The organism is Allomuricauda sp. ARW1Y1, from assembly GCF_013407935.1.
Taxonomy (GTDB): domain Bacteria; phylum Bacteroidota; class Bacteroidia; order Flavobacteriales; family Flavobacteriaceae; genus Flagellimonas.
On record NZ_JACBZU010000004.1, the window covers coordinates 1 to 26064 of the forward strand.

At 44.0% G+C, this 26064-nt stretch carries 25 protein-coding genes and 1 tRNA gene; 17 read left to right on the plus strand and 9 right to left on the minus strand.

From position 1 onward, the window contains the following. The first annotated feature begins 758 nt into the window (after positions 1–758). From thrS to rplT, 4 genes are all read left to right on the plus strand, one after another. A complete protein-coding gene (gene thrS, locus GGE08_RS11175; RefSeq protein ID WP_179384983.1) occupies positions 759–2699 on the plus strand; it encodes a threonine--tRNA ligase in 1941 nt (646 codons plus the stop codon). A gap of 36 nt (positions 2700–2735) precedes the next feature. After that, complete coding sequence (infC, locus tag GGE08_RS11180; RefSeq protein WP_293285622.1) at positions 2736–3287, plus strand: translation initiation factor IF-3; 552 nt, start codon at positions 2736–2738, stop codon at positions 3285–3287. A gap of 45 nt (positions 3288–3332) precedes the next feature. Beyond that, positions 3333–3530 carry a 50S ribosomal protein L35 gene (gene rpmI, locus GGE08_RS11185; protein ID WP_015754448.1) on the plus strand — a complete coding sequence of 66 codons (198 nt, stop codon included), beginning with the start codon at positions 3333–3335 and terminating at the stop codon, positions 3528–3530. A 90-nt stretch (positions 3531–3620) separates the two neighbouring features. After that, positions 3621–3965, plus strand: coding sequence for a 50S ribosomal protein L20 (gene rplT, locus GGE08_RS11190; protein WP_014033571.1), 345 nt, complete (start codon positions 3621–3623; stop codon positions 3963–3965). Between the two features lie 85 nt (positions 3966–4050). Here the strand turns inward: rplT and GGE08_RS11195 are convergent, their stop codons facing one another. Both GGE08_RS11195 and GGE08_RS11200 read right to left on the minus strand, forming a co-directional pair. Beyond that, positions 4051–5628: a carboxypeptidase-like regulatory domain-containing protein gene (locus GGE08_RS11195; RefSeq protein WP_179384984.1), complete on the minus strand. Its 1578-nt coding sequence runs from the start codon at positions 5626–5628 to the stop codon at positions 4051–4053. Between the two features lie 56 nt (positions 5629–5684). Next, on the minus strand, positions 5685–6107 hold the full coding sequence (locus tag GGE08_RS11200; RefSeq protein WP_179384985.1) for a secondary thiamine-phosphate synthase enzyme YjbQ: 423 nt from the start codon (positions 6105–6107) through the stop codon (positions 5685–5687). A gap of 96 nt (positions 6108–6203) precedes the next feature. On the opposite strand from GGE08_RS11200, the gene GGE08_RS11205 reads away from it, so the two are divergent. Together GGE08_RS11205 and GGE08_RS11210 are read left to right on the plus strand one after the other, a co-directional pair. Further along, positions 6204–6995, plus strand: coding sequence for an HAD family hydrolase (locus GGE08_RS11205; protein WP_179384986.1), 792 nt, complete (start codon positions 6204–6206; stop codon positions 6993–6995). Between the two features lie 88 nt (positions 6996–7083). After that, complete coding sequence (locus GGE08_RS11210; protein ID WP_179384987.1) at positions 7084–7971, plus strand: dienelactone hydrolase family protein; 888 nt, start codon at positions 7084–7086, stop codon at positions 7969–7971. Here the strand turns inward: GGE08_RS11210 and GGE08_RS11215 are convergent. The 5 genes from GGE08_RS11215 to tgt all read right to left on the minus strand — a co-directional run bounded on the left by GGE08_RS11215 (position 7968) and on the right by tgt (position 14251). Next, positions 7968–9272 carry an asparagine synthetase B gene (locus GGE08_RS11215; RefSeq protein ID WP_257024016.1) on the minus strand — a complete coding sequence of 435 codons (1305 nt, stop codon included), beginning with the start codon at positions 9270–9272 and terminating at the stop codon, positions 7968–7970. The two genes, GGE08_RS11210 and GGE08_RS11215, sit on opposite strands and share 4 nt — an antisense overlap. Further along, positions 9256–10803 carry a replicative DNA helicase gene (dnaB, locus tag GGE08_RS11220; RefSeq protein WP_179384988.1) on the minus strand — a complete coding sequence of 516 codons (1548 nt, stop codon included), beginning with the start codon at positions 10801–10803 and terminating at the stop codon, positions 9256–9258. The genes GGE08_RS11215 and dnaB overlap by 17 nt, the downstream gene beginning before the upstream one ends. Positions 10804–10970: 167 nt before the next feature. After that, on the minus strand, positions 10971–11924 hold the full coding sequence (locus GGE08_RS11225; protein WP_179384989.1) for an acetyl-CoA carboxylase carboxyltransferase subunit alpha: 954 nt from the start codon (positions 11922–11924) through the stop codon (positions 10971–10973). Between the two features lie 114 nt (positions 11925–12038). Further along, positions 12039–13121: an LptF/LptG family permease gene (locus tag GGE08_RS11230; RefSeq protein WP_179384990.1), complete on the minus strand. Its 1083-nt coding sequence runs from the start codon at positions 13119–13121 to the stop codon at positions 12039–12041. Beyond that, positions 13121–14251 (minus strand): tRNA guanosine(34) transglycosylase Tgt, encoded by a 1131-nt coding sequence (gene tgt, locus GGE08_RS11235; RefSeq protein ID WP_179384991.1) that lies wholly within the window; start codon positions 14249–14251, stop codon positions 13121–13123. Before tgt ends, GGE08_RS11230 begins: the two co-directional genes overlap by 1 nt. A gap of 157 nt (positions 14252–14408) precedes the next feature. Here tgt and GGE08_RS11240 point away from each other — a divergent pair, with 157 nt between their 5' ends. The 3 genes from GGE08_RS11240 to GGE08_RS11250 are packed head-to-tail and all read left to right on the plus strand — an operon-like array spanning position 14409 to position 16886. Beyond that, on the plus strand, positions 14409–15254 hold the full coding sequence (locus GGE08_RS11240) for a transketolase (protein WP_179384992.1): 846 nt from the start codon (positions 14409–14411) through the stop codon (positions 15252–15254). A 17-nt stretch (positions 15255–15271) separates the two neighbouring features. Beyond that, the gene (locus GGE08_RS11245; protein WP_179384993.1) at positions 15272–16225 is read left to right on the plus strand and encodes a transketolase family protein; all 954 of its coding nucleotides are present in this window, start codon (positions 15272–15274) and stop codon (positions 16223–16225) included. A gap of 49 nt (positions 16226–16274) precedes the next feature. Further along, entirely contained in the window at positions 16275–16886 is a 612-nt protein-coding gene (locus GGE08_RS11250) for an outer membrane beta-barrel protein (protein ID WP_179384994.1), read from the plus strand. A 75-nt stretch (positions 16887–16961) separates the two neighbouring features. Here the strand turns inward: GGE08_RS11250 and GGE08_RS11255 are convergent, their stop codons facing one another. Further along, positions 16962–17918 carry an FKBP-type peptidyl-prolyl cis-trans isomerase gene (locus tag GGE08_RS11255; protein WP_179384995.1) on the minus strand — a complete coding sequence of 319 codons (957 nt, stop codon included), beginning with the start codon at positions 17916–17918 and terminating at the stop codon, positions 16962–16964. Between the two features lie 77 nt (positions 17919–17995). On the opposite strand from GGE08_RS11255, the gene GGE08_RS11260 reads away from it, so the two are divergent. Continuing rightward, entirely contained in the window at positions 17996–18367 is a 372-nt protein-coding gene (locus tag GGE08_RS11260; RefSeq protein ID WP_179384996.1) for an RNA-binding S4 domain-containing protein, read from the plus strand. Between the two features lie 36 nt (positions 18368–18403). Next, complete coding sequence (locus tag GGE08_RS11265) at positions 18404–18901, plus strand: phosphoribosyltransferase family protein (protein WP_179384997.1); 498 nt, start codon at positions 18404–18406, stop codon at positions 18899–18901. Here GGE08_RS11265 and GGE08_RS11270 read toward each other — a convergent pair. After that, positions 18893–19405: a shikimate kinase gene (locus tag GGE08_RS11270; RefSeq protein ID WP_179384998.1), complete on the minus strand. Its 513-nt coding sequence runs from the start codon at positions 19403–19405 to the stop codon at positions 18893–18895. The genes GGE08_RS11265 and GGE08_RS11270 overlap by 9 nt on opposite strands. 119 nt (positions 19406–19524) lie before the next feature. Between GGE08_RS11270 and GGE08_RS11275 the strand changes: the two genes are divergently transcribed. From GGE08_RS11275 to GGE08_RS11300, 6 genes are all read left to right on the plus strand, one after another. Continuing rightward, positions 19525–19597, plus strand: a tRNA-Lys gene (locus tag GGE08_RS11275). A 213-nt stretch (positions 19598–19810) separates the two neighbouring features. Continuing rightward, positions 19811–20020 (plus strand): PLD nuclease N-terminal domain-containing protein, encoded by a 210-nt coding sequence (locus GGE08_RS11280; protein ID WP_179384999.1) that lies wholly within the window; start codon positions 19811–19813, stop codon positions 20018–20020. 309 nt (positions 20021–20329) lie between these two features. After that, positions 20330–22696, plus strand: a complete 2367-nt coding sequence (locus GGE08_RS11285) for a TonB-dependent receptor (protein WP_179385000.1) — start codon at positions 20330–20332, stop codon at positions 22694–22696. Between the two features lie 26 nt (positions 22697–22722). Then, positions 22723–23205 carry a thioredoxin family protein gene (locus GGE08_RS11290; RefSeq protein ID WP_179385001.1) on the plus strand — a complete coding sequence of 161 codons (483 nt, stop codon included), beginning with the start codon at positions 22723–22725 and terminating at the stop codon, positions 23203–23205. 218 nt (positions 23206–23423) lie between these two features. Further along, positions 23424–24938 carry an NADP-dependent isocitrate dehydrogenase gene (locus GGE08_RS11295; RefSeq protein ID WP_179385002.1) on the plus strand — a complete coding sequence of 505 codons (1515 nt, stop codon included), beginning with the start codon at positions 23424–23426 and terminating at the stop codon, positions 24936–24938. 129 nt (positions 24939–25067) lie between these two features. Beyond that, on the plus strand, positions 25068–26021 hold the full coding sequence (locus GGE08_RS11300; RefSeq protein ID WP_179385003.1) for an L-threonylcarbamoyladenylate synthase: 954 nt from the start codon (positions 25068–25070) through the stop codon (positions 26019–26021). Positions 26022–26064 lie beyond the last annotated feature (43 nt).

Consider the following 26064-nt stretch of genomic DNA (forward strand, 5'->3'; position numbering starts at 1 on the left):
GCGTTCATCCTGAGCCAGGATCAAACTCTTCATTGTATTTCCTTGAATGTCTGTCCGACACCCGGAAATCCCGAGTCCCCGCATCAAAATGGTTCCTTCTTAATTCTACGCTGTCGTTACAATATGTATATGAACTTCTTCATTCTCTTAAAAACTGAGTCAAACTACATTACATCAATCGTCTCATCAGTTTTTGCCATTTACCTCGTTGGCAAAGCGGCTGCAAATTTACAACTGTTTTCTAAACCGGCAAGCTTTTTTTGAAAAAAATCAAAACATTTTCTTTGCCTCAAAAACGATGTCTTTACAAGAACTTACCTCAAAACACCTTGGTGTTTTTCGGGCTGCAAATGTAAAACGCTTTTTTGGATTACACAATGCTTTTTTTGTGTTTTTTTCAATCCTATCGATTCGTCAAAACAATACGTCAATCTGCCTCTGAACTTATCCAAAAAAAAAACAAACCTTTTGTTGTTTTCGGGCTGCAAATGTAACACCATTTCGGCAACAAACAAGAGCTTTTTTGGCCTTTTACCCACAATAAGTATCAACTCACTGGAAACGAAGCAGATAAAAATACAACTTTTTTTAAACTTACAAAAACACCTTTGCCTTGCCTTTTCTTCCATCCAAACCAATGAAGTCTATCCTATCTAAAAGGTGAAGAAAATCAGCATGTATTACAACTAACTATTGTAGCATCTACACAAGGTATTATCTTTGTCCTCTGGATTACATAATATAGAAGTTTACACAACATGATAAAAATCACACTGCCCGATGGTGCTGTAAAAGAAATTGAAATGGGAACTACACCCATGGATGTTGCCAAAAGTATTAGTGAAGGATTGGCCCGAAACGTCATTTCGGCCAAATTCAACGATACCACCGTTGAAACAGTAACCCCTTTGAACGAAGACGGGACCTTGACCTTATATACATGGAATGATGATGAGGGAAAAAAGGCGTTTTGGCACTCCACTTCGCACGTCGTGGCACAGGCACTGGAAGAGCTTTATCCTGGCATAAAACTTACCATAGGACCGGCTATTGAGAACGGTTTTTATTATGATGTTGATTTTGGAGACCAGTCCATTTCCGAAAAGGACTTTCCGAAAATCGAAAAAAAGGCATTGGAAATTGCCCGTGGCAAGCACGATTATAAAATGAGAAGTGTTTCCAAAGCGGATGCGCTTTCCTATTATAAGAATCAGGGAAACGAATACAAGGTAGAACTCATCGAAAATCTCGACGACGGAACCATTACCTTTTGCGACCACAGCACTTTTACCGATCTATGCCGTGGGGGACACATTCCTAATACGGGAATCATTAAAGCCATCAAGTTATTAAGCGTTGCCGGCGCCTACTGGAGAGGTGATGAAAACAACACCCAGCTGACCCGTGTATATGGCATTTCGTTCCCAAAGCAAAAAGAATTGACCGAGTACTTGCACTTATTGGAAGAGGCCAAAAAAAGGGATCATCGAAAATTGGGCAAGGAATTAGAGCTGTTCACCTTTTCGCAAAAGGTAGGTCAAGGCCTTCCCCTGTGGTTGCCCAATGGAGCGGCCCTTCGTGAGCGATTGGAGCAATTCCTGAAGAAGGCACAAAAGAAAGCGGGTTACGAAATGGTGGTCACTCCCCATATTGGACAAAAGGAACTGTATGTTACCTCGGGCCACTACGCCAAGTACGGGGAAGACAGCTTTCAGCCGATACACACTCCAAAAGAAGATGAGGAGTTCCTATTGAAGCCGATGAACTGTCCACATCATTGTGAAATATACAACAGCCAGCCCTTTAGCTACAAAGATCTTCCCAAACGCTACGCCGAATTTGGTACGGTTTACAGGTATGAGCAAAGCGGCGAGTTGCATGGCCTAACGCGGGTTCGTGGGTTCACCCAAGATGATGCGCATATTTTCTGTACTACGGAGCAATTGAACGACGAGTTCAAAAACGTAATCGACCTTACCTTATATGTATTGAATTCCCTTGGGTTTGACAACTTCACTGCACAGGTATCCGTAAGGGACCTGGAGAATCCTGAAAAATATATTGGAGCCAAGGAAGATTGGGAAAAAGCCGAGCAGGCCATTATTGATGCGGCCGAGGAAAAAGGGTTGAACTACGTAGTGGAAAGTGGTGAAGCCGCATTTTACGGCCCCAAGCTGGACTTTATGATCAAGGATGCGCTTGGTAGAAGTTGGCAATTGGGCACCATCCAAGTGGATTATAACCTTCCCAAGCGATTTGACCTTACCTATAAAGGAAGTGACAACGAATTGCACAGGCCTGTAATGATTCACCGTGCCCCCTTTGGAAGTATGGAACGGTTTGTGGCGCTATTGCTGGAACATACGGGAGGAAACTTCCCGTTGTGGCTGATTCCGACACAGGCTATTGTTCTGCCTGTCAGTGAGAAGCATGAAAAATATGCGCAAAAAGTTTTGAATTCGCTAGAAAATCACGAAATTCGCGCGCTCATTGATAACAGGAACGAAACGGTAGGGAAGAAAATCCGCGAGGCAGAGCTCAAAAAAATCCCTTTTATGATCATTGTTGGGGAACAAGAAGAGGAGTCTGCCACCATTTCGGTCAGGCGACACGGAGGTGAAGATTTGGGCGGTTTAAGCGTTGATGCATTTTCGGACTTGGTAACTACTGAAATAAATAGTACCTTAAAGTCGTTCTAAAAAATTAAGTTTAATTAAAAAGTTTACGTCATAGCAATTAGAAGAAGATTTAGACCCCAACCAAGGAGGGAAAACAAAAACCCTCACAACATCAATGAGAAAATAAAAGCCCGGGAAGTTAGGCTTGTCGGCGACAATGTTGAGATGGGTGTTTACCCCATTTCCAAGGCAAGGGAAATAGCCAACGAACAGGAGTTGGATTTGGTAGAGATTTCACCAAATGCCGAACCGCCTGTTTGCAAGGTAATGGATTATAAAAAGTTTCTTTACGAACAGAAGAAACGCGACAAGGCCATGAAGGCCAAAGCGAGCAAAGTGGTCGTAAAGGAAATAAGGTTTGGGCCACAAACGGATGACCATGATTACGAGTTCAAGAAAAGACATGCAGAAAAATTCTTGAAAGATGGTGCCAAACTAAAAGCCTATGTTTTCTTTAAAGGACGTTCCATCGTTTACAAGGACCAAGGCGAAATATTACTGCTCAGGCTGGCCCAAGATTTGGAAGAACTTGGAAAAGTGGAGCAAATGCCCAAATTGGAGGGCAAGCGGATGACGATGTTCATTGCGCCAAAGACGAGTAAAAAATAAATCGGACCGAGTCCGGTACAATAAGCGGAGTTAAATACTAGGAAAATGCCTAAGATGAAAACAAAATCCAGTGCCAAAAAGCGTTTTAAGCTTACCGGAACTGGTAAAATCAAAAGAAAGCACGCTTTCAAGAGTCACATTCTGACGAAAAAATCGAAAAAGCGTAAGCTAAAGTTGACCCATTCGACCTTGGTTCACCCAGCGGATGAGGACAACATCAAGGAACAATTACGTTTGAAATAATCGTTCCAACGGTACATTAATTATTAACCATGGAGTCAGGCTCTTAAAAGACCTTTAAAAAAGAGGCGCCTGCTACAAAAAAATGACATTATGCCAAGATCAGTAAATTCAGTTGCTTCACGAGCTAGAAGAAAAAAAGTGATGAAGCAAGCCAAGGGTTACTTTGGAAGACGTAAAAACGTTTGGACAGTAGCCAAAAATGCGGTAGAAAAAGCAATGCTTTATGCATACCGCGATAGAAGAAACAAAAAACGTACGTTCCGTTCCCTATGGATCACCCGTATCAACGCCGGTGCCAGAATGCACGGAATGTCTTACTCTCAATTTATGGGTAAAGTAAAAGCCAATGGAATAGAGCTCAACAGAAAAGTTCTTGCCGATTTGGCCATGAACCACCCAGATGCCTTTAAGGCCATCGTTGAGAAAGTAAAGTAAAAAGTTAATATAAACTTACCCCGCTTATTGAAAGATCCCGCCTTGTGCGGGATCTTTTATTTTATATCATCTTCAACGGCTTAAATTACTCCGGAGGATCGTTTGCTTCCTGAAGTGGCGTGTTCATCCAATAGTCCTGTACTGCCTCTACCGATTCATCTGTGACCACATGGTCAAACAATGGCCGTTCCTTTTCCATGGGAACCCCATTTTCATCACCATCATTTCCCTGTAGTATGCGCTGGGTAAAAAATTCCCTGTATTGCAGATATTCCTTTTGCTCGGAATGACCCAGCATATTCCCGTAAACATCCATCAACCCTTTCACTTTATACACCATACGCTTCTTAATAGCTTCCCTATCATTTGAAAAATAGGCTGTCTCATCCTTTTCCGAAGTAAAAATGGGTCTTATAAATACCTTGTCTTCCTCTTCATGACCTTTCAATAGCTCAAAGGCCAACTTCTTCTTTCTGAAAAATACTTCATAATGCTCCTTGTCCAATGTGGAAGAAATGTTCACTGGATTGTTAAATTCTAGCCAAGTTATCTTATTGTTCGTATCGATAGTTATGTTCTTCAGCATGAATGCAGGGGACAGACGCACCACGAACCGATTGCTAAAGGAGAGGTAATTCAGGAACATTTTACCTTGGTACGGCCGATATTCCGATTGTATGTGGAATATCATCCGGGAGGAATCTTCATTGGATGGTTCGCTTCCCTCCTTTTTCTTGTTCCATTCATAGGCCGCATAATCTAACCCGTAAATGGAGTAATCCGTTTTGGAGATGATGATTCTCCCTTTTGCCCTAACGTTCTCTTTATAGGTATCAAACAGCACACTATACAGCCATTCCCCATCCAAGTACACATCACTTCCCATTTGAAAATCATGATTGTGAACAAAATCCCTTCGAAGATTGTTCACAAATGAATAGGAATCGATGTCATAATTACGTACGGCATCGTGAACCCTAAGAATAACCAGCTCATTCCCATTATAAGAAGGCAGAAATCCTTGGGCAATTACCTTATTCTGATTTTCGTAGTCGTAGGACATACTCGAAATACTGTCCCTTGGAAAATCCATGTTCTTCACCAAGCGGTAAATCTGGTATTTCGTGGTTTTGGCGTCACTTTTATGAAAACCTTCGTCTCGAACCTCAACAATCGACTCATTCAAATTGAGGTACGTTCGTTCATCTTGTTGATAATCCCTATAATATCCCACAAGGCTAAAAGGGTCCTTTGAAAAATTTCGGGGGATGGCCCGTATAGCCTTCCTAACAATCCGTTTGGCCAAAGACCTTTTGGTATACCCGACCACCGTGGTCTCCTGTAAAGCTATGGTCCTTGGTGTAAGATAAATGGTATTGAGACGGTCTTCCGACAATGCATCCATGGCAACGGAGACAGACTCGTACCCCAAAGATGAAATAAGAAGACCTTCGTATTCGGATTTGAACTCCATCGGAATCCTAAAACTACCATCCTCATTGGATATAACCCCTTTGGAAGAGCCTTCCAAGAGAATATTGGCAAACACCACAGGTGCTTTTGATACAGAATCCAAAAGACGTCCTTGAATAAATTCTTGGGAAAAAAGCACACAGGGCAGTAGTATGGCAAGGGCGAGTAAACGGGTCCTCTTTATGTTCATTTTTAAGGCTTGTTTGGTCGATTCAACCACAATAATTATACCAAGCGCCAAGCTGATTAATTGCCGAATGCGGTCAATACCAATCTTCTTCCCGAAGCACGGTCACGGTGTTCACAAAGATAAATACCTTGCCAAATCCCCAAGTTTAACCTGCCATTGGTAATCGGTACTTGGACCGACGATCCCATAAGCGAAGCTTTAATATGGGCGGGCATATCGTCCGGTCCCTCATAATTGTGCACGTAATAAGGCGCGTTTTCAGGGACCATTTGGTTGACATGGCTCTCAAAATCCGTTCTAACCGTGGGGTCGGCATTCTCATTGATCGTCAAACTGGCCGAAGTATGCTTGATGAAGACCTGTAAGAACCCGGTATTGATGTTCTCGATATCCGGCATTGCATCAAGTACCTGTTCCGTAATTAAATGAAAGCCCCTTTGATGGGCGGGTAATTGTATTTCCTTCTGATAAAAATTCATGCTAACATATTCTCTACCCCAATTTAATATAAAGTTTACCAAAACAGCCCCACAGTTCGGCGAATAACAGATAACTTTGCAGCTTAATTTGTTGGCATGGACCTATCACAGATAAAAATGGTGGTTACCGATATGGACGGCACCTTGTTGAATTCCAAACATGAGGTAAGCCCCCGTTTTTTTGAAATCTACCAAGAACTCAAAAAGAAGAATATCGCTTTTGTGGCCGCTAGTGGGAGACAATACCACAGCATGGTCGATAAATTGGAGTCCATCAAGAACGAGATTTTGGTGATTGCTGAAAACGGAGCCCTGATCAGAAAACAAGAGGAGACCTTGCTCACCACGCCCATCAACCTGTCCGAAGTGCACCGAATTCTCGATACCGTTCGCCCGTTACAGAATGTTCATCCGGTGCTTTGCTGTCAAAACAACGCCTTCGTGGGTGGTGATTCCGATGAGTTTCTAGAAATGCTCCGCGAGTACTATTCCGAATTTGAAATTGTAGCCGACCAGAAAACAGTGAACGAAGAAGTCCTTAAAATTGCCATCTACCACTTCGAGAACTCTGAGGAACACATTTATCCGCACGTGAAACACCTGGAAGGTGACCTGAAAGTGAAGGTATCCGGGGCCAACTGGGTGGATGTTTCCAACATAAATGCCCACAAGGGCTACGCACTCCAAAAGGTGATGGATGAATTCAAGATTGCATCCCACGAACTTATGGTCTTTGGAGATTACAACAACGACTTGGAAATGTTGGAGCTTTCCGATTATAGTTTTGCTATGGCCAATGCGCACCCCAATGTTTTGAAAACCGCCAAATATACCACCCATAGCAATGACGATTTTGGAGTGGAGCGTATTCTGGAGAAATTGATATAATGAAATCACCCCGCCTTAAATAGTTCTCTCCGAGCAATTTGCTTTTAGAAAATTTGTACCTTCAAGAACAAACTATAAAAGCAGCAGCATGGCACCCTTAAAAAAAGACGACATCAAACAGGAAGTTTTTGACCTGTATGACAAATATGCCCATAACCAGATTGACCGTAGGGAATTCATGGAAAAGCTCTCTGTTTACGCAGTGGGCGGCATTACCCTAGCCTCTTTGATGAGTTTTGTAATGCCCAATTACAAGAATACACTGACCGTATCGCCCAATGACCCGGAACTGGATTCCAAGTTCATCACCTATAACTCTCCAAAGGGCGGTGGCGAAATCAAAGGATTATTGTCCAAACCAAAAAATAGTTCGGGCAAAATGGGCGGTGTGGTTGTGGTACACGAGAATCGCGGACTCAACCCCTATATAGAAGACGTGGGGCGAAGAGCTGCAAAAGCCGGTTTTATTTCATTAGCTCCGGATGCGCTTACTCCGCTTGGAGGTTATCCCGGAAATGATGATGACGGAAGGACCATGCAACGGGAACGAGATCGCAACGAGATGTTGGAGGATTTTATCGCCGCCTACGAGTATCTCAAAAATCACGAAGACTGTAATGGCAAAGTGGGTGTGGTCGGATTTTGTTTCGGCGGATGGATTTCCAATATGATGGCCGTGAAAGTGCCGGATTTGGCCGCTGCCGTTCCTTTTTATGGAAGTCAGCCCGAAGATGATGAAGTAGCACAAATCCAAGCTCCCCTATTGATCCATTACGCTGGATTGGATGAGCGGGTGAACGCGGGTTGGCCTGATTACGAAGCAAAACTAAAGGAACTCGACAAAGATTACGAAGTGCATTTTTATCCCGATGTCAACCACGGCTTTCATAACAATACCACACCACGTTTTGATGAGGCCTCGGCCGATTTAGCTTGGAAAAGAACCATTGACTTCTTTAAAGAGCACTTGGGTTAGGTCTTCTGCTTTTTTTTGCGGGCGGCGGGAAACAACACGTTGTTCAAAATCAATCGGTATCCTGGTGAAGTTGGGTGCAATTCCAATTCCGTTTTGGGGTCCCCTACCCTATGCTGGTAATCCTCTGGATCATGTCCGCCATAAAAGGTGAAGAAACCTTTCCCTTTTATACCATGAATGTATCGGGCCTCTCCATTGATTTTGTTCTCGCCCAAGACCATTACCGTGGGCTTCACTTCGTTTCGGGTATAGGCAGTGGTCTGCCCCATAAACCCTTTTACCAAACTCGTATGGTTTTGCGTTAGCATGGTAGGTACAGGGTCCCATTTAGCGGAAAACTCCATCAAAGAAAAATAATCCGATTCTCTGGGTACGTTGGCACGTTTGTTTGTCATATCGATGGAGGAAAACTCATATCGGATGGGGTTCCGTTCCAAGGTAAAGTTGGTGAAGGCAAATGTCTTGCTAAAATCCAATTTGGCTTGATAGTTCGCATCCGAGGGGTCCCCATCGAACATGGGCTCACAGATATCCACTCCCTCTGCAGCAAGGGCAATATCAAAACTATCGGTTGCGGAGCACATGGCAAACATAAACCCACCCCCAATCACATAATTTCTGATCTTGAGGGCAACGGCCAATTTCTCTTCGGAAACTTTTGAGTAGCCCAAGCTCTGCGCCAAAGCCTCTGCGTTGGCCTTATCCTCAATATACCATGGAGCCGCTCGATAATGTCCGTAAAAGCGGCCATACTGGCCTGTAAAGTCCTCATGGTGCAGGTGCAACCAATCGTATAGCGCCAATTTATCGCCAAGGACTTCAGTATCGTATATGGTGGTATAGGGAATCTCCGCATAGGTCAGTACCATGGTTACGGCATCGTCCCAAGGTTGGTTCCCCTTTGGGGAATACACCGCAATCTTTGGTGCTTTTTCAAGGATAACGGCATCCTGATTCTGTGATGGACTGCTGATTTCATCCAAGATTTGCTCGGCCTGCGCATCGGATAAGACCTCAAAGGAAACACCACGAATTTGGCATTCCTTTCGAATCGCATCACCATCAGGCAACAAAAAAGAGCCGCCCCGATAATTGAGCAGCCATTGCACCTTTTGCTGCTTGGACAATACCCAATAGGTAATTCCGTAAGCTTTTAAATGATTTTTTTGACCTTCGGCATCCATCGGTACCAGGATGACCGAGGCAAAAGATTGTAAAGAAAGTAAGAGTAAAATAAAAAAAAGACCTCTTGACTTCGCTCGAGGTGACAGAAAGGTTGCTATTTTAAAAAGGTACGTCATTATCATCTGGGTCATCGTCACTGTTCATTGCGCTGCCAAAAGCATCATCCGCACTCGGATAATTTGGCGTCGCAAAGGGATTTTCTTCGTCCGCATTCATCTTCGATTGGAATTCGAACGGGGAATCAAAGTCATCCAAGTTATCAAATTTACCCAGAGCACCCACAAATTTTAACCTAATATTTTCTAAACCTCCGTTACGGTGTTTGGCCACAATAAACTCGGCTTGACCTTGGGTCGGGGTGCGCTCCTCATCGTCCCACTCGTCAATTTTATAATATTCCGGCCTGTAAATAAAGGAAACGATATCCGCGTCCTGCTCAATGGCTCCCGATTCCCTCAAATCGGAAAGAATGGGTCGTTTACTGCCTCCCCTTGTCTCCACGGCCCTTGATAACTGGGATAGGGCAATCACGGGAACGTTGAGTTCCTTGGCCAATGCCTTTAAGTTTCTGGAGATAGTGGAGATTTCCTGTTCACGGTTCCCTCCTTTTTGGCTTCCACCTGCCGTCATCAACTGCAAGTAGTCGATAATGATTAACTTGATGCCATGTTGGGATGCCAATCGTCTGGCCTTGGCCCTCAAGTCAAATATGGAAAGTGATGGAGTGTCATCAATGAACAAAGGTGCCTTTTCCAAGGTCTTTACTTTTACATTGAGCTGTTCCCACTCATGCTTTTCCAGCTTACCGGTCCGTAACTTTTCGGAAGACAAGCCTGTTTCGGAAGAAATCAAACGGGTAATCAACTGCACGGATGACATCTCCAAGGAGAAAAAGGCGACGGGAATTTCTGAATTCACCGCAATGTTCCTAGCCATGGATAGGGTCAAGGCCGTTTTACCCATACCGGGACGTGCTGCCACAATAATCAAATCACTGGGTTGCCATCCAGAGGTCAACTTGTCCAATTTATCAAAACCGGAGGGGATTCCACTCAACCCCTCTTTGTTGGATATTTCCTCAATTCGCTTTTTGGCCTGTATCACCAAATTTTGGGCGGTTTCGGCCGAACGTTTGAGGTTTCCTTGGGTGACTTCGTACAATTTAGCCTCCGCATTGTCCAGAAGGTCAAAAACATCGGTGGCATCACTGTAAGCTTCTTCAATGATATCGTTAGAAATCTTGATCAGACTTCTTTGAATGTATTTTTGAAGTATGATCCTGGCGTGAAACTCAATATGCGCCGAAGAGGCTACTTTTTGGGTGAGTTTTATCAAGTAAAAATCACCTCCTACAGCTTCCAGCTTTCCATCCTTCTTTAATTGCGCCGAAACGGTTAATAAATCAACCGGTTCGGAAGATTCGAACAATTTAAAGATGGCTTCGTAAATATATTTGTGGGAATCCTTATAGAAAACATCTGGATGAAGAATATCGATGACCTCATCCACCCCTTTTTTGTCAATCATCATCGCGCCCAGCACAACCTCCTCTAAATCAACTGCTTGAGGTGGTATTTTTCCCTTCTCCAAATTGATAAGGGTGGATTTGTCCACGCGATGTCCAACAATGGGGCTAGGTTTTTCCATGAATGCGAAAGTAGCTAATTAACCTTTAGTTAACTTTAATTTTGACGGATGTGATTTCCACAGGTACTCAACAATTTAAATGTTGATAACTTAAAATACCTGTTGATAACATAAAAAAAATCGGGGATATTACCTAACAAAAAAGATAAGTCCCCGAAAAACAAGATTTATTCGCTGAAAACACCCATGTTGGCGTATTTATCCATACGGTTTTTTACCAATTCTTTTGGTGATAACTTTTTGAGTTCTTCGTAATGGGAAGAAATTTTGTCCGCAACGGTCTCAAAGGTCTTTTGTCGGTTCGAATGGGCTCCACCAAGGGGCTCCTTCACGATTTCATCGACCAACCCTTGCTTCTTCATATCGGTGGCGGTCAATTTGAGGGCTTCTGCAGCCTGTTCCTTGTATTCCCAGCTTCTCCAAAGAATGGATGAGCAGGATTCTGGGGAGATTACGGAATACCATGTGTTTTCCAACATCAACACCTTGTCCCCTACTCCAATGCCCAAAGCACCTCCAGAAGCTCCTTCCCCAATAATGATAACGATGATCGGGACTTTAAGACGGGTCATTTCCAAGATATTTCTGGCAATGGCCTCACCTTGTCCGCGCTCTTCCGCCTCAATGCCGGGATAGGCACCGGGAGTATCCACAAAGCACACTACTGGAATCTTGAACTTCTCCGCAGATTTCATCAAACGCAATGCTTTCCTATATCCCTCGGGATTCGCCATACCAAAATTTCGGTATTGACGGGTCTTGGTGTTATATCCTTTTTGCTGCCCAATGAACATATAGCTCTGGTCGCCGATTTTTCCCAATCCGCCAACCATGGCCTTGTCGTCCTTTACATTTCTATCCCCATGAAGTTCCAAAAAGGTATCCCCGCAAATGGCGTTGATGTAATCCATGGTGTACGGCCTGCTGGGGTGCCTTGAAAGCTGAACCCTTTGCCAGGCCGTGAGGTTTTGGTAAATATCCTTTCGGGTCTTTTCGAGTTTTTTCTCGATTTGCGAGCAGGTCTCGGTAACGTCAACATCACTTTCTTCCCCTATCACCATACATTTTTGAAGTTGCTCTTCAAGTTCTTTGATGGGGAGTTCAAATTCTAGATATTCCATGGGAAGTCTTTTATTTTCACGAAAAACAATGGGGACAAATATATAACATTATGGCATACTCACCTGAAATATACAAGTCTTTTAACGTCAACAATATACACTATTTTGGACAGATTAGCGCTTGGCTTTCATGAGCATGTAAACGGCAAAAACGCCAAAAAGAAGGTTGGGTATCACCACGGCCAATAGCGGTGAAAAACCCGATTGCTCCGCCAATGTCCCAAAAACCTTGTCGAAAAAGATGTAGACAAAGGCCACCCCGATACCAAAGGCCAAATTGAGCCCCATACCGCCCCTTCGTTTCATGGAAGAAACAGCTACGGCAATTACGGTAAGGATAAAAGCTGCAATGGGAAGTGCCCACCGTTTGTACTTCACCAGCACGTAAGCATTGATATTGGATGCGCCCTTTCTTCGCTGGTCTTCTATAAAGTCGTTGAGCTCAAAAAGGTTTTTGGTTTCCGCTACGTAGGACACTGGGGTAAGGTCATCAATCTGAAATGAAAAGATGGTATCCAATCGCCTTTTGGCCTCGATATATTCAGTTTCGTTGCGCAAGGTGCGTTTTTCGTAGTTCGTCAACCTGTAAAGGCTATCATCCTTTACCCACCGGATGTTGCTAGCGGAAATCTTGTAGTCCAGTTTACCAATGGAATCGAAGTGCTCGTAAGTGAAATTGTAACCAATCTGACGGTTGGGATCAAAACTGCTCACGTAAATGTAATCCCGTTCGTTCAATTGGTTGAAGATATTTTCCGTTACACGGTCGCGCTTCCCTTTTTTAAAGTATTTGTACTCAAACTCATTGAAACCAATACTGGCATGTGGCACAATAAACATCCCCATCATAAAAATCAGAATGGCCACTAGGGTTGCCCCTACAAAATAAGGTCTCAAAAACCGCCAAAAGGAGACGCCGCTGCTCAAAATCGCAACGATTTCGGTATTACTGGCCAATTTGGAGGTAAAAAATATAATCGATAGAAACAAAAAGATGGGCAACAACAAGTTTCCGATTACTAAAGTAAAGTTGCCGTAAAACACAATGACCTCTGCCAAAGGGGCCTCGTTGTCAATGATTTTCCCAATTTTCTCCGCTAAGTTGGCCATGATCCCAATGGGCACGAACAACAGGAGCATCCCCATAAAGGTAATGAGGTAGCGTTTAAGGATGTATCTATCGAGTATGGTAAGCATTACAGTCGTTTATCCATTTGGTTCACCATCATGGTCTTCCACTCCAAGAAATCTCCGGCTAAAATACGTTCTCTTGCCGTACGCACCAACCACAAATAAAAGCCCAGGTTATGGATGGTGGCAATCTGCTTGCCCAAATACTCGTTGGCTGCAAATAAATGTCGCAAGTAAGCTTTCGAATACTCGGTATCCACAAAGGTGATGCCCATTTCGTCTATGGGAGAAAAATCGTTTTCCCATTTTTTGTTTTTGATGTTGATGGTGCCGTGCGCTGTGAACAACATGCCATTGCGTGCATTTCGAGTGGGCATTACACAATCGAACATATCCACACCAAGGGCAATGTTCTCCAAAATATTGATGGGTGTTCCCACACCCATTAAATATCTGGGCTTGTCCTCTGGCAATATATCGCAAACAATCTCGGCCATTTCGTACATCTCCTCGGCAGGCTCTCCCGTGGAAAGTCCACCAATGGCATTGCCTTCAGCTTCCACGGATGCAATATATTCCGCTGATTGTTTCCTTAAATCTTTGTAGGTAGACCCTTGAACAATGGGGAAAAAACTTTGGGAATAGCCGTATTTGAATGGAAGTTTTTCCAAATGATCGATACACCTGTCCAGCCACCTATGGGTAAGGTGCATGGAACGCTTCGCATATTGGTAATCGCAGGGATACGGGGTACACTCATCAAAAGCCATAATAATATCAGCTCCAATGGTGCGCTGTATTTCCATCACATTTTCAGGGGTAAATACGTGCAGGGAGCCATCAATATGGGACTTGAACTTAACGCCTTCCTCCTTAATTTTTCTGTTATCGGAAAGTGAATATACCTGATACCCCCCGCTATCGGTCAAAATAGGACGGTCCCACCCCATAAATTGATGGAGTCCGCCAGCTTCTTCCAGAATCCCAGTGCCAGGCCTGAGGTACAGGTGATACGTATTTCCTAAAATAATATCCGGATTTATTTCCTCCTTTAGCTCCCGCTGATGCACCCCTTTTACCGAGGCAACCGTACCCACGGGCATAAAGATCGGGGTTTGTATGGTACCATTGTCCGTAAGCAATTCCCCGGCCCTTGCCTTGGTTTTTCCGTCCTTTTGTGTTAAGGTAAATTCCAATTGTTCGTTTTAGAACCGCAAATATAATTAACTCGGTTTGGCCAATCCTTAACAAAAAAATAAAGTTTCTGGAAGCAAGTGACCTAAAGGCTTCATTGCCAAACTTGTTTTAGACGAATAATGCCATTACATTTGATATCTAAATATATAAGACACCATGCCGAATACGCAAGAATTACAAGACCTGGTCGTACAGGTAAGAAGGGACATTTTACGAATGGTCCATAACGTAAATTCGGGGCACCCGGGAGGATCCTTGGGCTGTACCGAGTTTTTTGTAGCACTCTACAACGAAATTATGGAGTTAAAGGATGGGTTTGATATGGACGGAATCGGGGAAGATGTCTTTTTCCTGTCCAATGGTCACATTTCGCCCGTTTTTTATAGTGTTTTAGCTCGAAGAGGTTATTTCCCATTGGAGGAATTGAACACTTTTAGGCTAATCGATTCCAGATTACAGGGCCATCCCACCACGCACGAAGGTTTACCAGGGGTCCGCGTAGCATCCGGTTCTTTGGGACAGGGCATGTCCGTAGCCATTGGTGCCGCTCTGTCCAAAAAACTGAATGGAGATGACCATTTGGTATTCAGTTTACATGGTGATGGTGAATTACAGGAAGGGCAAAACTGGGAAGCAATTATGTACGCTGCCGGCAATAAAGTGGACAATCTTATTGCAACAGTGGACAGAAACGGCCAACAAATTGATGGCGGTACGGAGGATGTACTTCCCCTAGGTGATGTTGCGGAAAAGTTCCGGGTTTTTGGTTGGGATGTACTCGAAATAGAAAACGGAAACGATTTGGAACAAGTTATTGCAGGCCTAAAGGAAGCCAAAAGCAGAACAGGAAAAGGAAAGCCGGTTTGTATTGTGATGACCACCGAAATGGGCAATGGAGTAGACTTTATGATGGGCACACATGCTTGGCACGGTAAAGCGCCAAACGATGAACAACTGGCCACAGCATTGGAGCAAAACCCAGAGACCCTAGGCGATTACTAATCATAGAAAAAGATAGAATGACAAAATATACAGATCAAGGAAAACAAGATACCCGTAGCGGTTATGGCGCGGGAATGACAGAATTGGGGAGAACCAATCCAAACGTGGTAGCGCTTTGCGCCGATTTGGTAGGTTCCCTAAAAATAGAAACGTTTATCGAAGAAAATCCCGAGCGCTTCTTTCAAGTGGGCATCGCCGAGGCGAATATGATGGGTATTGCGGCTGGCTTGACCATTGGAGGCAAAATACCCTTTGCATCCACATTTGCCAACTTTGCCACAGGCCGTGTCTACGATCAAATCCGTCAATCCATCGCCTATTCCGATAAGAACGTGAAAATATGTGCATCCCACTCTGGTTTGACCTTGGGCGAGGATGGCGCGACCCACCAGATTTTAGAGGATATCGGTTTGATGAAAATGTTGCCCGGGATGACCGTTATCAATCCATGTGATTACAACCAAACCAAGGCAGCTACCATTGCGATTGCTGAGCACCATGGACCGGTCTATCTTAGATTTGGACGACCCAAAGTGGCCAATTTTACCCCAGTGGACCAAAAATTTGAAATCGGGAAGGCCCTTATGCTCAATGAAGGTACCGATGTGACCATTATTGCTACAGGTCATCTGGTTTGGGAAGCTTTGCTTGCGGCAGAAAGTTTGGAAAACCAAGGCATCTCCGCAGAGGTCATCAACATACACACTATAAAACCGTTGGACGATAAGGCTATTTTGGATTCCGTTAAAAAAACAGGTTGTGTGGTGACTGCCGAAGAACACAATTATTTGGGTGGACTCGGAGAAAGTGTGGCACGAGTGCTGGCTACGCACCATCCTACCCCTCAAGAGTTTGTGGCAACACAGGATACTTTTGGGGAGAGTGGAACGCCCGAACAGCTGATGGAGAAGTATGGATTGAACAATAAAGCCATAGAATCGGCCGTTTTAAAGGTGTTGAAACGTAAGTAGTTTCAACTATCCCTTTTGGGGATATTCAACTTCTAAAATGAACACACTTATGAAAAAAACGTTTCTAGTAGTAGCATTTGCACTTATGGGCGCTGCTGTAATGGCACAAAGCGGCTCTGGTTTTGGAATCAAGGCTGGACTTTCCTACAACAAAAATGGGGATTTGATTGGTTCTGTCGGCGATGGCGGTCAGGATATTATTGAGGGCGCCGAAGGCAAAACGGGATATCATTTTGGTTTTTGGGGAAAATTGGATTTTCCAAAGATTTACCTCAGACCCGAATTGGTGTACTCGAAAACAAAAAGTTCGTATGACGTGGACGGAAACTCCCAAGATTACGATGTGTCCAAATTGGACCTGCCTGTTTTGTTGGGCTATAAATTGATTGGCCCCCTACACATTTTTGCTGGACCTGCTTTTCAATATACCTTGAACAACGATTTGGGCGATTTGCAGGTAGAAGACGTGGAAAACGACTTTACCGTGGGCCTAAACGTAGGTGTTGGAGTCAACATCGGAAGATTGGGCCTTGACGTTCGATATGAAAGAGGATTCTCTGAAAACGAAGCCCGTTTTATTGGAAACAATATTACCGACGTTTCTGGTAGAGTGGATACGAGACCATCACAGATCATTTTCTCAGCACTATTGAAATTGTAATAGTACATGTTGATCTAAAAAAAATCCCCGTTGAAAGCAACGGGGATTTTTTTATGTACTATATTTTCGTTCTGACTAGTTGGAATCACGATCCAAGTAATCCGGAATCCCATCCCCATCGGAATCGGGATAAGGGATAAGAATCTCCCCATTATCGTCCGTGATCTCTGTTCGTGTAGATACCCCATCGGCATCATCATCTGCATCCCTAAAATTCGCCAAACGACCGCCCAATGCTTCTTGCTCAAAATCGGTGTTGTCGTCGAACAAATATCCATTACCGTTCAAATCTTCCTCAATGGAGGGAACACCATCATTATCGTTATCCGTATCCTCGATAAAAAGTCCAAGCTCCACTTTAAAGATAAGGGGGGCATATCTTGGAATCAAAGAAGATGGTGGGTTATTGAAATAGGCCAAACCGGAGGGCATTATAATAATTCCTACACTACTATTGGAAATACCGTAGGTACCATCAGGATTATCGACAATCTGATCGGGTGTTCCTGATTTCATTTGTGCAATCCCGTTGGCATAACCCCGTACCGTAAAGGGCAGTTCTTGCCACAAAAAATCTTGGTTTTCATCAAAAGTGGTTCCATCCAACAAAGTTCCCTGATAGCGAACCAAGGTGGAATCGGCAAAAGTAGGATTCGCTCCTCCTCCGGGTCTTGCTTCAATATAATAGAGCGTATGCGGGATATCTTCCTCCCCGGTGTCCAATCCCAAAAAGCTTGAAGATACGTTTACGGTGAAGGTTTTGTAGTCTTCCTCTATCAAAGGTCTCTTATCGGCATTGGCTCCTGCAATGGTGTCGATTACAATCCTGTAGTTGAACCCTTCTGGAGGTGTTTCAAAATCCTCATAGTTGTAAAAATGGGTTCTCATGAACTCTTGTATGATCTCGTCGTCCTCTGGTGATACCTCGCTCAATAATCTGGGCGGCACTTGTTCGATTCCTCCGTCGTCGTCATTGTTGCAGGACAGCAGTGTTACCGCAAAACCAATAAATACTAAAATTCCGTACCTCATCAAGTCTGTAATTAGGCGCGCAAGATACAATTTTCCATTATTTTTGTTTCGCCCCTTAACAAAGATTTGCGAAGACCATGCGAATAGACAAGTACCTTTGGTGCACCAGATACTTTAAAACAAGAAACATTGCCTCCACCGCCGTAAAGAAAGGTCAGGTGAAAGTGAATGGTGATTCCGTAAAACCATCGCGGGAGGTATACCCTATGGACAAGATCGTGGTCAGAAAAAACCAAATCGACTATCAGCTGACCGTACTGGACCTGCCTGAAAGCCGCGTTGGGGCCAAATTGGTGGATATCTACCGCAAGGACACCACGCCCAAAGATGCCTTTGAGCACAATGAGTTACTGCAGTTTGCCAAAAAGCACTATCGCAAAAAAGGACTTGGCAGACCTACCAAAAAGGACCGAAGGGATTTGGATGATTTTTTGGATGAATCGGAATAAACCGTTTTCCTATCTTTGAAACAAGTATCCACAACTATGATGAACCGTATTCTTACCCACGACCAAATTCAGCATATTACCAAACGTATCGCCTACCAAATCTACGAGTCCAATGTGGATGAGGAGGAAATTATTGTGGCCGGAATTACGGGCGGTGGGGAAAGTTTTGCCAAAAAGATCGTTGCTGTCCTCAAAAAGATAACGGATGCCCATATTGTGATGTGCAAAATGGATATGGACAAAAAGAATCCGCTAACGAGTGGTGTCACCACCTCCTTGGGGGAGGAAGCCTACAAAAACAAATCCATTGTTCTTGTGGATGATGTGTTGAATTCCGGGACCACTTTGATCTATGGCACCCATCACTTTCTAAAAACCCCGATAAAACGACTAAAAACCGCTGTACTGGTAAACCGCAACCATAAAAAATACCCGATTAAGGCGGATTTTAAGGGGATTTCGCTGTCCACTTCGTTGAACGAGCACATCCGAGTGGATTTTGAGCCCAAAAACAACGCAGTGTACCTAGAGTAGTTTCTTGATTTCAGCTACCACTTCCTCTGCGGACAAAGGGTCGCAATCTACCCGGTGTTCGGCCTGCATATAAAAGGGTCGACGCTCGAACAGATGCTTGCCAACGAACTCTGGCAAATCATTATCCGGAATATTTTTTACAAGAGGACGGTATTCCTTCTCTTTGGTGATACGTTCCACTAAAACCGGTATGCTGTGGTTTAAATAGATGGAATTGTCTGACTGTTGTAAAATGGTCTCCATATTGTTGGCATAACAAGGAGTCCCTCCTCCAGTGGAAAGCACCACTGCTGTATGTGAATCCAAAACCTCTTTTAGCATTTGATGCTCCAATTTGCGAAAGAAAATCTCGCCTTTTTCAGAAAAAATATCTTTTATGGATTTTTTTTGCTGCTGTTCGATATAATCATCCAAATCGACAAACGATGTCCCTAATTGCCTGGCCAACAATCGTCCAACGGTCGACTTTCCACTTGCCATATATCCCAGTAAAACTATTTTCATATCGAAGAATATTATCCGATTTCAAAAAAACACAAATTTATCCAGAATTCACCTTGGAAAATAGATTATTGATGTTATATTTGCACCCGCTTAGCCAAACAGCTAGGCACTTACTGAAAGACCTGATAGCTCAGTTGGTAGAGCATCTCCCTTTTAAGGAGAGGGTCCTGGGTTCGAGCCCCAGTCAGGTCACTTTTTTTATTTCAAAAAAATTCATAAAGTCTGTAAACTATATTTTACAGACTTTTTTATTTTAACAATCTATCGGTTGTATTCTTTTTCCTAGTCCGTATTTTTGATACGGAAAAGAACATTGATTTACTTGCTTATAAGCCAACCTAGGGTGGAAGGCAACGGTTAAATAAGGAATCAGGACAATAACACCTCAGCATTAATATACGGACTATGCAACAACTTGGAATAATCGGAGCTTGGCAAATCATTTTAATCGTATGTGGATTGGTACTTCCAATTATCGCTTTGATAGATGTCATCCGAAATGAATATACCAAGAACAACAAACTAATCTGGGTTTTAGTGATTCTATTGATGAATTTCCTCGGAGCGCTACTTTACTTCTTGTTTGGGACTTCACAAAAAATCAAAAACAATTAAAGGTTTCAATTGTCCTCGTTATAAAACGAAGTTGGGCTACCTGAAGTTTCAAGGGGTGGACATATCCCAGCAATAAATCGTAGTATCTCTTCTTTTGTTAGGGTGCTACGCTTAACATCCCATCAATCCTACTCCATATTCACTATCCAATGCCCCTTTAAGGCGCTACCATTCTCTTTACTACCATCCCAACGAACACCACAACCCGCTCATATCATTTATGAAATTGTTTCCAACTTTCATTGGGTAATTTTTATACTTATAAATATTTTTTTAGCTTTGTCTAAATTTAATTTTAACCCCACAAAAATGATTCGATTGAAGTATCTCATATTCTTCTTTTTAACCATCCCATTATCCCTGATTTGGGCCCAAGACAATGCTGTCACAGTTTCTGGTAGGGTAACATCCAACGGAAACCCTGTCCCCTACGCAGCAGTCTATTTGAAGAATGGAAATCTCGGTGTCAATACCAACATCGATGGTCAATATCAACTTGAAATCCCAATTGGTAAGCATATTCTGGAAGTAGCTTCCCAAGGCTTCCGGACCAACTCGAAAAATATCACCATCACAGCAAATCAAAATGCAACCTTGAACTTTGAATTGATTGAAGATGCGCTTGGCCTAGACGAAGTAGTCATCAGTGCCACTCGAAACAGGGTGGAACGTCGGAGTGCACCCGTGGTCGTGTCATCCCTAAAACCAAGATTATTGACGGCTACACAATCCATTTCAGTAGCCGAAGGCTTAAACTTTACCCCCGGTGTCCGCGTGGAAACCAACTGCCAAAACTGTGGGTTTACCCAAGTCCGCTTAAATGGATTGGATGGTGCCTATACCCAAATATTGCTCAACAGCAGACCCATTTTCACCTCCTTGTTGGGTGTTTATGGATTGGAGCAAATTCCAACCAACATCATAGAACGTGTGGAGGTGGTTCGCAGCGGAGGTTCGGCACTCTACGGCTCCAATGCCATCGCGGGAACGGTAAACATTATTACCAAAGATCCTATCTTGAATACATGGGAGATTGGAAGCAATATGGCCATTGTAGGGGGCGAAGCATGGGACCGGGTGGTCAACTTCAACAGTTCCATTGTCGCCGATGACCTCTCCAGTGGCGTCACCTTCTTTGGGGCCTACCGAAACCGGGAAGCCTATGATGCGAACGATGATGGTTTTACCGAGCTGGTGGAACTTCGTAATACCACTGTAGGTGCAAAAGCATTTTTTAGGCCTACCGATAGAAGCCGTATCTCATTGAATTTAAATGCCATAAGAGAATACCGCAGAGGTGGTGACAGACTGGAACTGGCTCCACAATTCACCGACATTACCGAGGAATTGGACCACGATACCTTTATCGGTGGCGCCGATTATGAAATTGATAGCAAGGATGGCACCCAAAAGACTCAAGTGTATTCTTCTGTCTCCTATACAAATCGTGATAGCTACTACGGGGGACTGGGCGGTGCCAGAACCCGGCAGGACAGCCTATTGGCCAATAATGCCTTTGGCACCACCAAAGACTTGGCGTGGGTAAACGGGGTGCAGATTACCAAAACATTCAATAATAAAGACGTTTTGACAATGGGAGCCGAATACAATTATAGCGCCACGGAAGATCAAATTCCCGGCTATGATCGGCTCGTTGACCAAAATGTGAATACCTTGGGCGGATATGCACAATACGAATGGAAACCTTCCGACCAATTTTCTGCCTTGCTCGGAACCAGATTGGACAACGTGAATGTTTTCGGGAATTATTCGGTAGGAGGTCTCGAGAGGGATTTGGACCTCAACCAAACGGCCCTTTCCCCTAGGTTAACGCTATCCTATAAACTTACAGAAGCATGGCGTCTTCGGGCCGGATATGCGCGAGGATTCAGGGCCCCACAAACCTTTAACGAAGATCTGCACATCTCAAGCGTAGGTGGCGAACCGCAGTTCGTATTGTTGTCCGATGATTTGGATACCGAATTTTCAAATGCCTTTACCGGTTCCGTAAACTATTCCAAAACCAAAGACCTGCTACAACTGGATGTATTGGTGGAGGGATTCTATACCCTTTTGGAGGATCCGTTTACACTGGTCAGCACGGGAGCGGCGCTGTCCAACGGTTCCATATTGGAAGAGGTACGAAATGGTGAAGGCGCCCGAGTCTATGGCTCCAACTTTGAACTGGGTCTTTCGCCTGACCCGGAATGGCGTTTTCAATTGGGCGGAACCTTACAAAAAACCGAGTGGAACCAACCTCAAATCCTTTTCGAGAGCGATGGTACCCCGGGGGAAAGTGACATTGTTATCGATGAATTTGTTAGAGTACCCGACTTTTATGGGTATTTGAACACCACTTGGATTCCCAGCGAAAAGTTTAACGTGGACGTCACAGGTACCTATACGGGTAACATGACCGTCCCAAGGGTCATTAGCGATAACGGCTTTTTGGAACTCAACGATTCAGGTTCGTTTTTTGATATGAACATTAAACTGGAAACCCATTTTGATTTCAACGAGTCCTTTATGATAACCCTATCGGGTGGTGTGACCAATATCTTTAATAGTTTTCAGGATGATTTTGATATTGGTCCTGGCCGTGACTCTGATTACGTTTACGGCCCGGACGCTCCGCGCGCCATCTTTTTTGGGCTAAAATTTGGTAAGTTACATTAAGACCAAGATTACTGTAAACTTTGACAATGTTACGTATACTCTTTTCTAGCATTTGTTTGATTTTTATGATCGCTTCTCCCCTTTTCGGGCAGAAACAAGAAGTGGAGTGGCTTAGTTTTGAACAACTGGAAGATTCCCTTACGGTACAACCCAAAAAAGTCCTGATCTTTTGTAATGCAGATTGGTGCGCCTACTGCAAAAAAATGGAGAGAGCTGCATTTAAGGACGCCAAAGTTACCTCCTTGCTTCGCAATGACTATTATGCTGTAAAAATGGATGTTGAAACCACAGACACCATTGTTTTTGGTGGACAACATTTTATCAATAGTGAACTGGGCAAAAAAAGAAGCCCCATTCATCAAATACCCCAATTATTGGCTTCACGGGAAAATGCCCCCTTTTCCGTGCCTGCCCTCGTTCTATTGGATACCGAGTTCAAAGTACTCGATAGGTTCTTTGAGTATCTGTCCCCAAAAGGGATGCACCAATTTTTATCACAGGAAGACTGAGTAACTGGTATCCTTTTTTTACGAATCCCATCACCAAAACTACGTTTTGAAGGTCCTTTTAATCAAAATCGAATCCTTGCATCTAACCTCTCTAACCTTGACTCTGCCGCTTTTTAACCCATTTACATAAAATATGTTTATGGTTTAGGTAATTTATTTAAATAAAAATTTATGGTTTTTTACCCGCATATTTGCACTGTAACATAAACATAACCGAAATGGGTACAAAAGCATTAACTGAACAAAAAACAAAAAAACAACTCAATACCCCTGTAAAGATTGCCGTTGCCAACGGTGACGGAATCGGTCCCGAAATCATGAAAGCTACCCTGCGCATTTTGGAAGCTGCAGGAGCCCCGATTGAACCTGAATACATCGATTTGGGTGAAAAAGTCTACCTATCCGGCAATACCTCCGGAATCGACAGCAAGGCATGGGAAGCCATCCGAAGCAACAAAATTATTTTCAAGGCTCCCATAACCACACCTCAGGGAAAAGGCTACAAAAGCTTGAACGTTACCCTGCGAAAATCCCTTGGCCTTTTTGCCAATGTACGACCAGTATCCGCCCTTTCCCCCTACGTACCCACCAACTTTCCCAAGATGGATGTGGTCATCATCCGCGAAAACGAGGAAGATCTTTACGCTGGCATCGAACACCGCCAGACACAAGAGGTCTACCAATGCCTAAAACTTATCACTAGGCCAGGTTGCGAGCGTATTATTCGATATGCTTTTGAATATGCCAAAGCGTTCGGAAGAAAAAAGGTCACCTGTATGGTGAAGGACAATATCATGAAATTGACGGACGGACTGTTCCATCAGGTTTTCGATGAAATCGCACTGGAATACCCCGAAATCAAAAACGAAACACAGATAATCGATATAGGTTCTGCCCGTTTGGCCGCAAGTCCAGAGGATTATGATGTTGTGGTCACGGCCAACCTTTATGGTGACATAATTTCCGATATCGCCGCGGAAGTAGGCGGTTCGGTGGGCATGTGCGGTTCCGCCAACATTGGTACCGAAGTTGCCATGTTCGAAGCCATACATGGATCTGCACCCGACATTGCCGGGAAAAATGTGGCCAACCCATCCGGTCTAATCAACGCAGCCATCTCCATGCTGGCCCATATTGGACAAGCTGAAGTGGCGGATAAGGTGAAAAATGCTTGGTTGACTACCTTGGAGCAAGGCTTCCATACGGCCGACATTTATCAGGAGGGTGTCAGCACCGCAAAAGTGGGCACTCAGGAATTTGCCGATAAGGTCATCGCTAATTTGGGTCAAACCCCGAGCACGCTACCCAAAAGCTTGATGGTTCAAGGAAAGGGAACCATACAACTACCAGCATATGTCCGTAAAAACGAGACCAAGGAACTGGTAGGCGTGGATGTCTTCTTGGATTGGCAAGGTATGGATCCCAACGAACTCGGTGACGCCCTCGCGAAACTAGAGGTCTACCAACTCAAGCTGAAAATGATCACCAACCGTGGAGTAAAAGTATATCCCGAAGGGATCAAAGAAACATACTGCACTGACCATTGGCGATGCAGGTTTGTGGGGATGGGTGCGCAAATTAGCGGCCCCGAACTTTCATATGCGCCCATCACCTACGAACACATTGTGGCCCTGTTGTCCAAATTGCACCATCTAGGTTTTGATGTGATCAAAACAGAAAACCTATATGAGTTTGATGGCAAACGAGGGTTTTCGCTAGGTCAAGGAGAATAGTACAACCATTTTGGATGTGTTTTGAGCGAGCGTATCGATCCTTGTGGTCGGTGCGCTTTTTCCATCCAAAAAATACCGTACTTTGCGCAACTTTTTTAAAGTAAAAAGTCTGATAAAATAAAAATTGTCATGGTATTAGGTCCAGATGAATTGGAAAAGGCGGTAGCCATTTTGAAAAAAAACGATGTTTTGGCCATCCCCACCGAAACCGTTTACGGATTGGCCGGAAACATTTACAGCGAAGAAGCCATTGCCAAGATTTTTGAACTGAAGAAAAGACCGCTCAACAATCCACTGATCGTGCATCTCCATAAGATGGAACAGGTCCATGAAATTGTAGCGGAATTTCCGCCGAAAGCGAAATTGCTTGCCGAACAATTCTGGCCAGGCCCTTTGACCCTTGTGCTTAAAAAGGGAAACAACGTACCCGATTTGGTAACGGCAGGTAAGGACACCGTTGCCATCCGAATTCCCGATCATCCGGTAACATTGGCCCTGTTGGAAAAGCTACCTTTCCCCATCGCTGCTCCAAGTGCCAATCCCTTTAATAGGATTAGCCCCACCAGTGCCGAGCATGTACTTGGATACTTCCAAAATACACTGGCTGTTTTGGATGGCGGAGCTTGCAAAAAGGGTATCGAATCCACTATTATTGGTTTTGAGGGCGAAGAACCCATCCTGTATCGATTGGGTTCCATTTCCAAGGAAACCATAGAAGACGCCATTGGTGAAGTCCGTGTTCAAAATAAGGCTAAAGCAGCGCCGAACGCCCCTGGCATGTTAAAAAAGCACTACGCCCCTACCACCAAAACCTATTTGACCGACAACGCCAAAGAGATGGCGTACATGGCGGAAGGAAAAAAAGTAGGATTGCTGCGCTTCACAGGAAAGTCCGAAGACCCCAATTATCGTCATATCGAAATATTATCTCCATCCGGTGATCTAGCGGAAGCCACAGCCAACCTTTATGGCGCATTGCACCGATTGGATAGCATGAAACTCGATATGATCATCGCCGAGCGGGTGCCCCACATAGGACTTGGAGTGTCCATCAATGATCGACTGGAAAGGGCAACCCAATAACTATCCAAACATAGCGCGGCATGATATGCTTCCCGATGTGGAA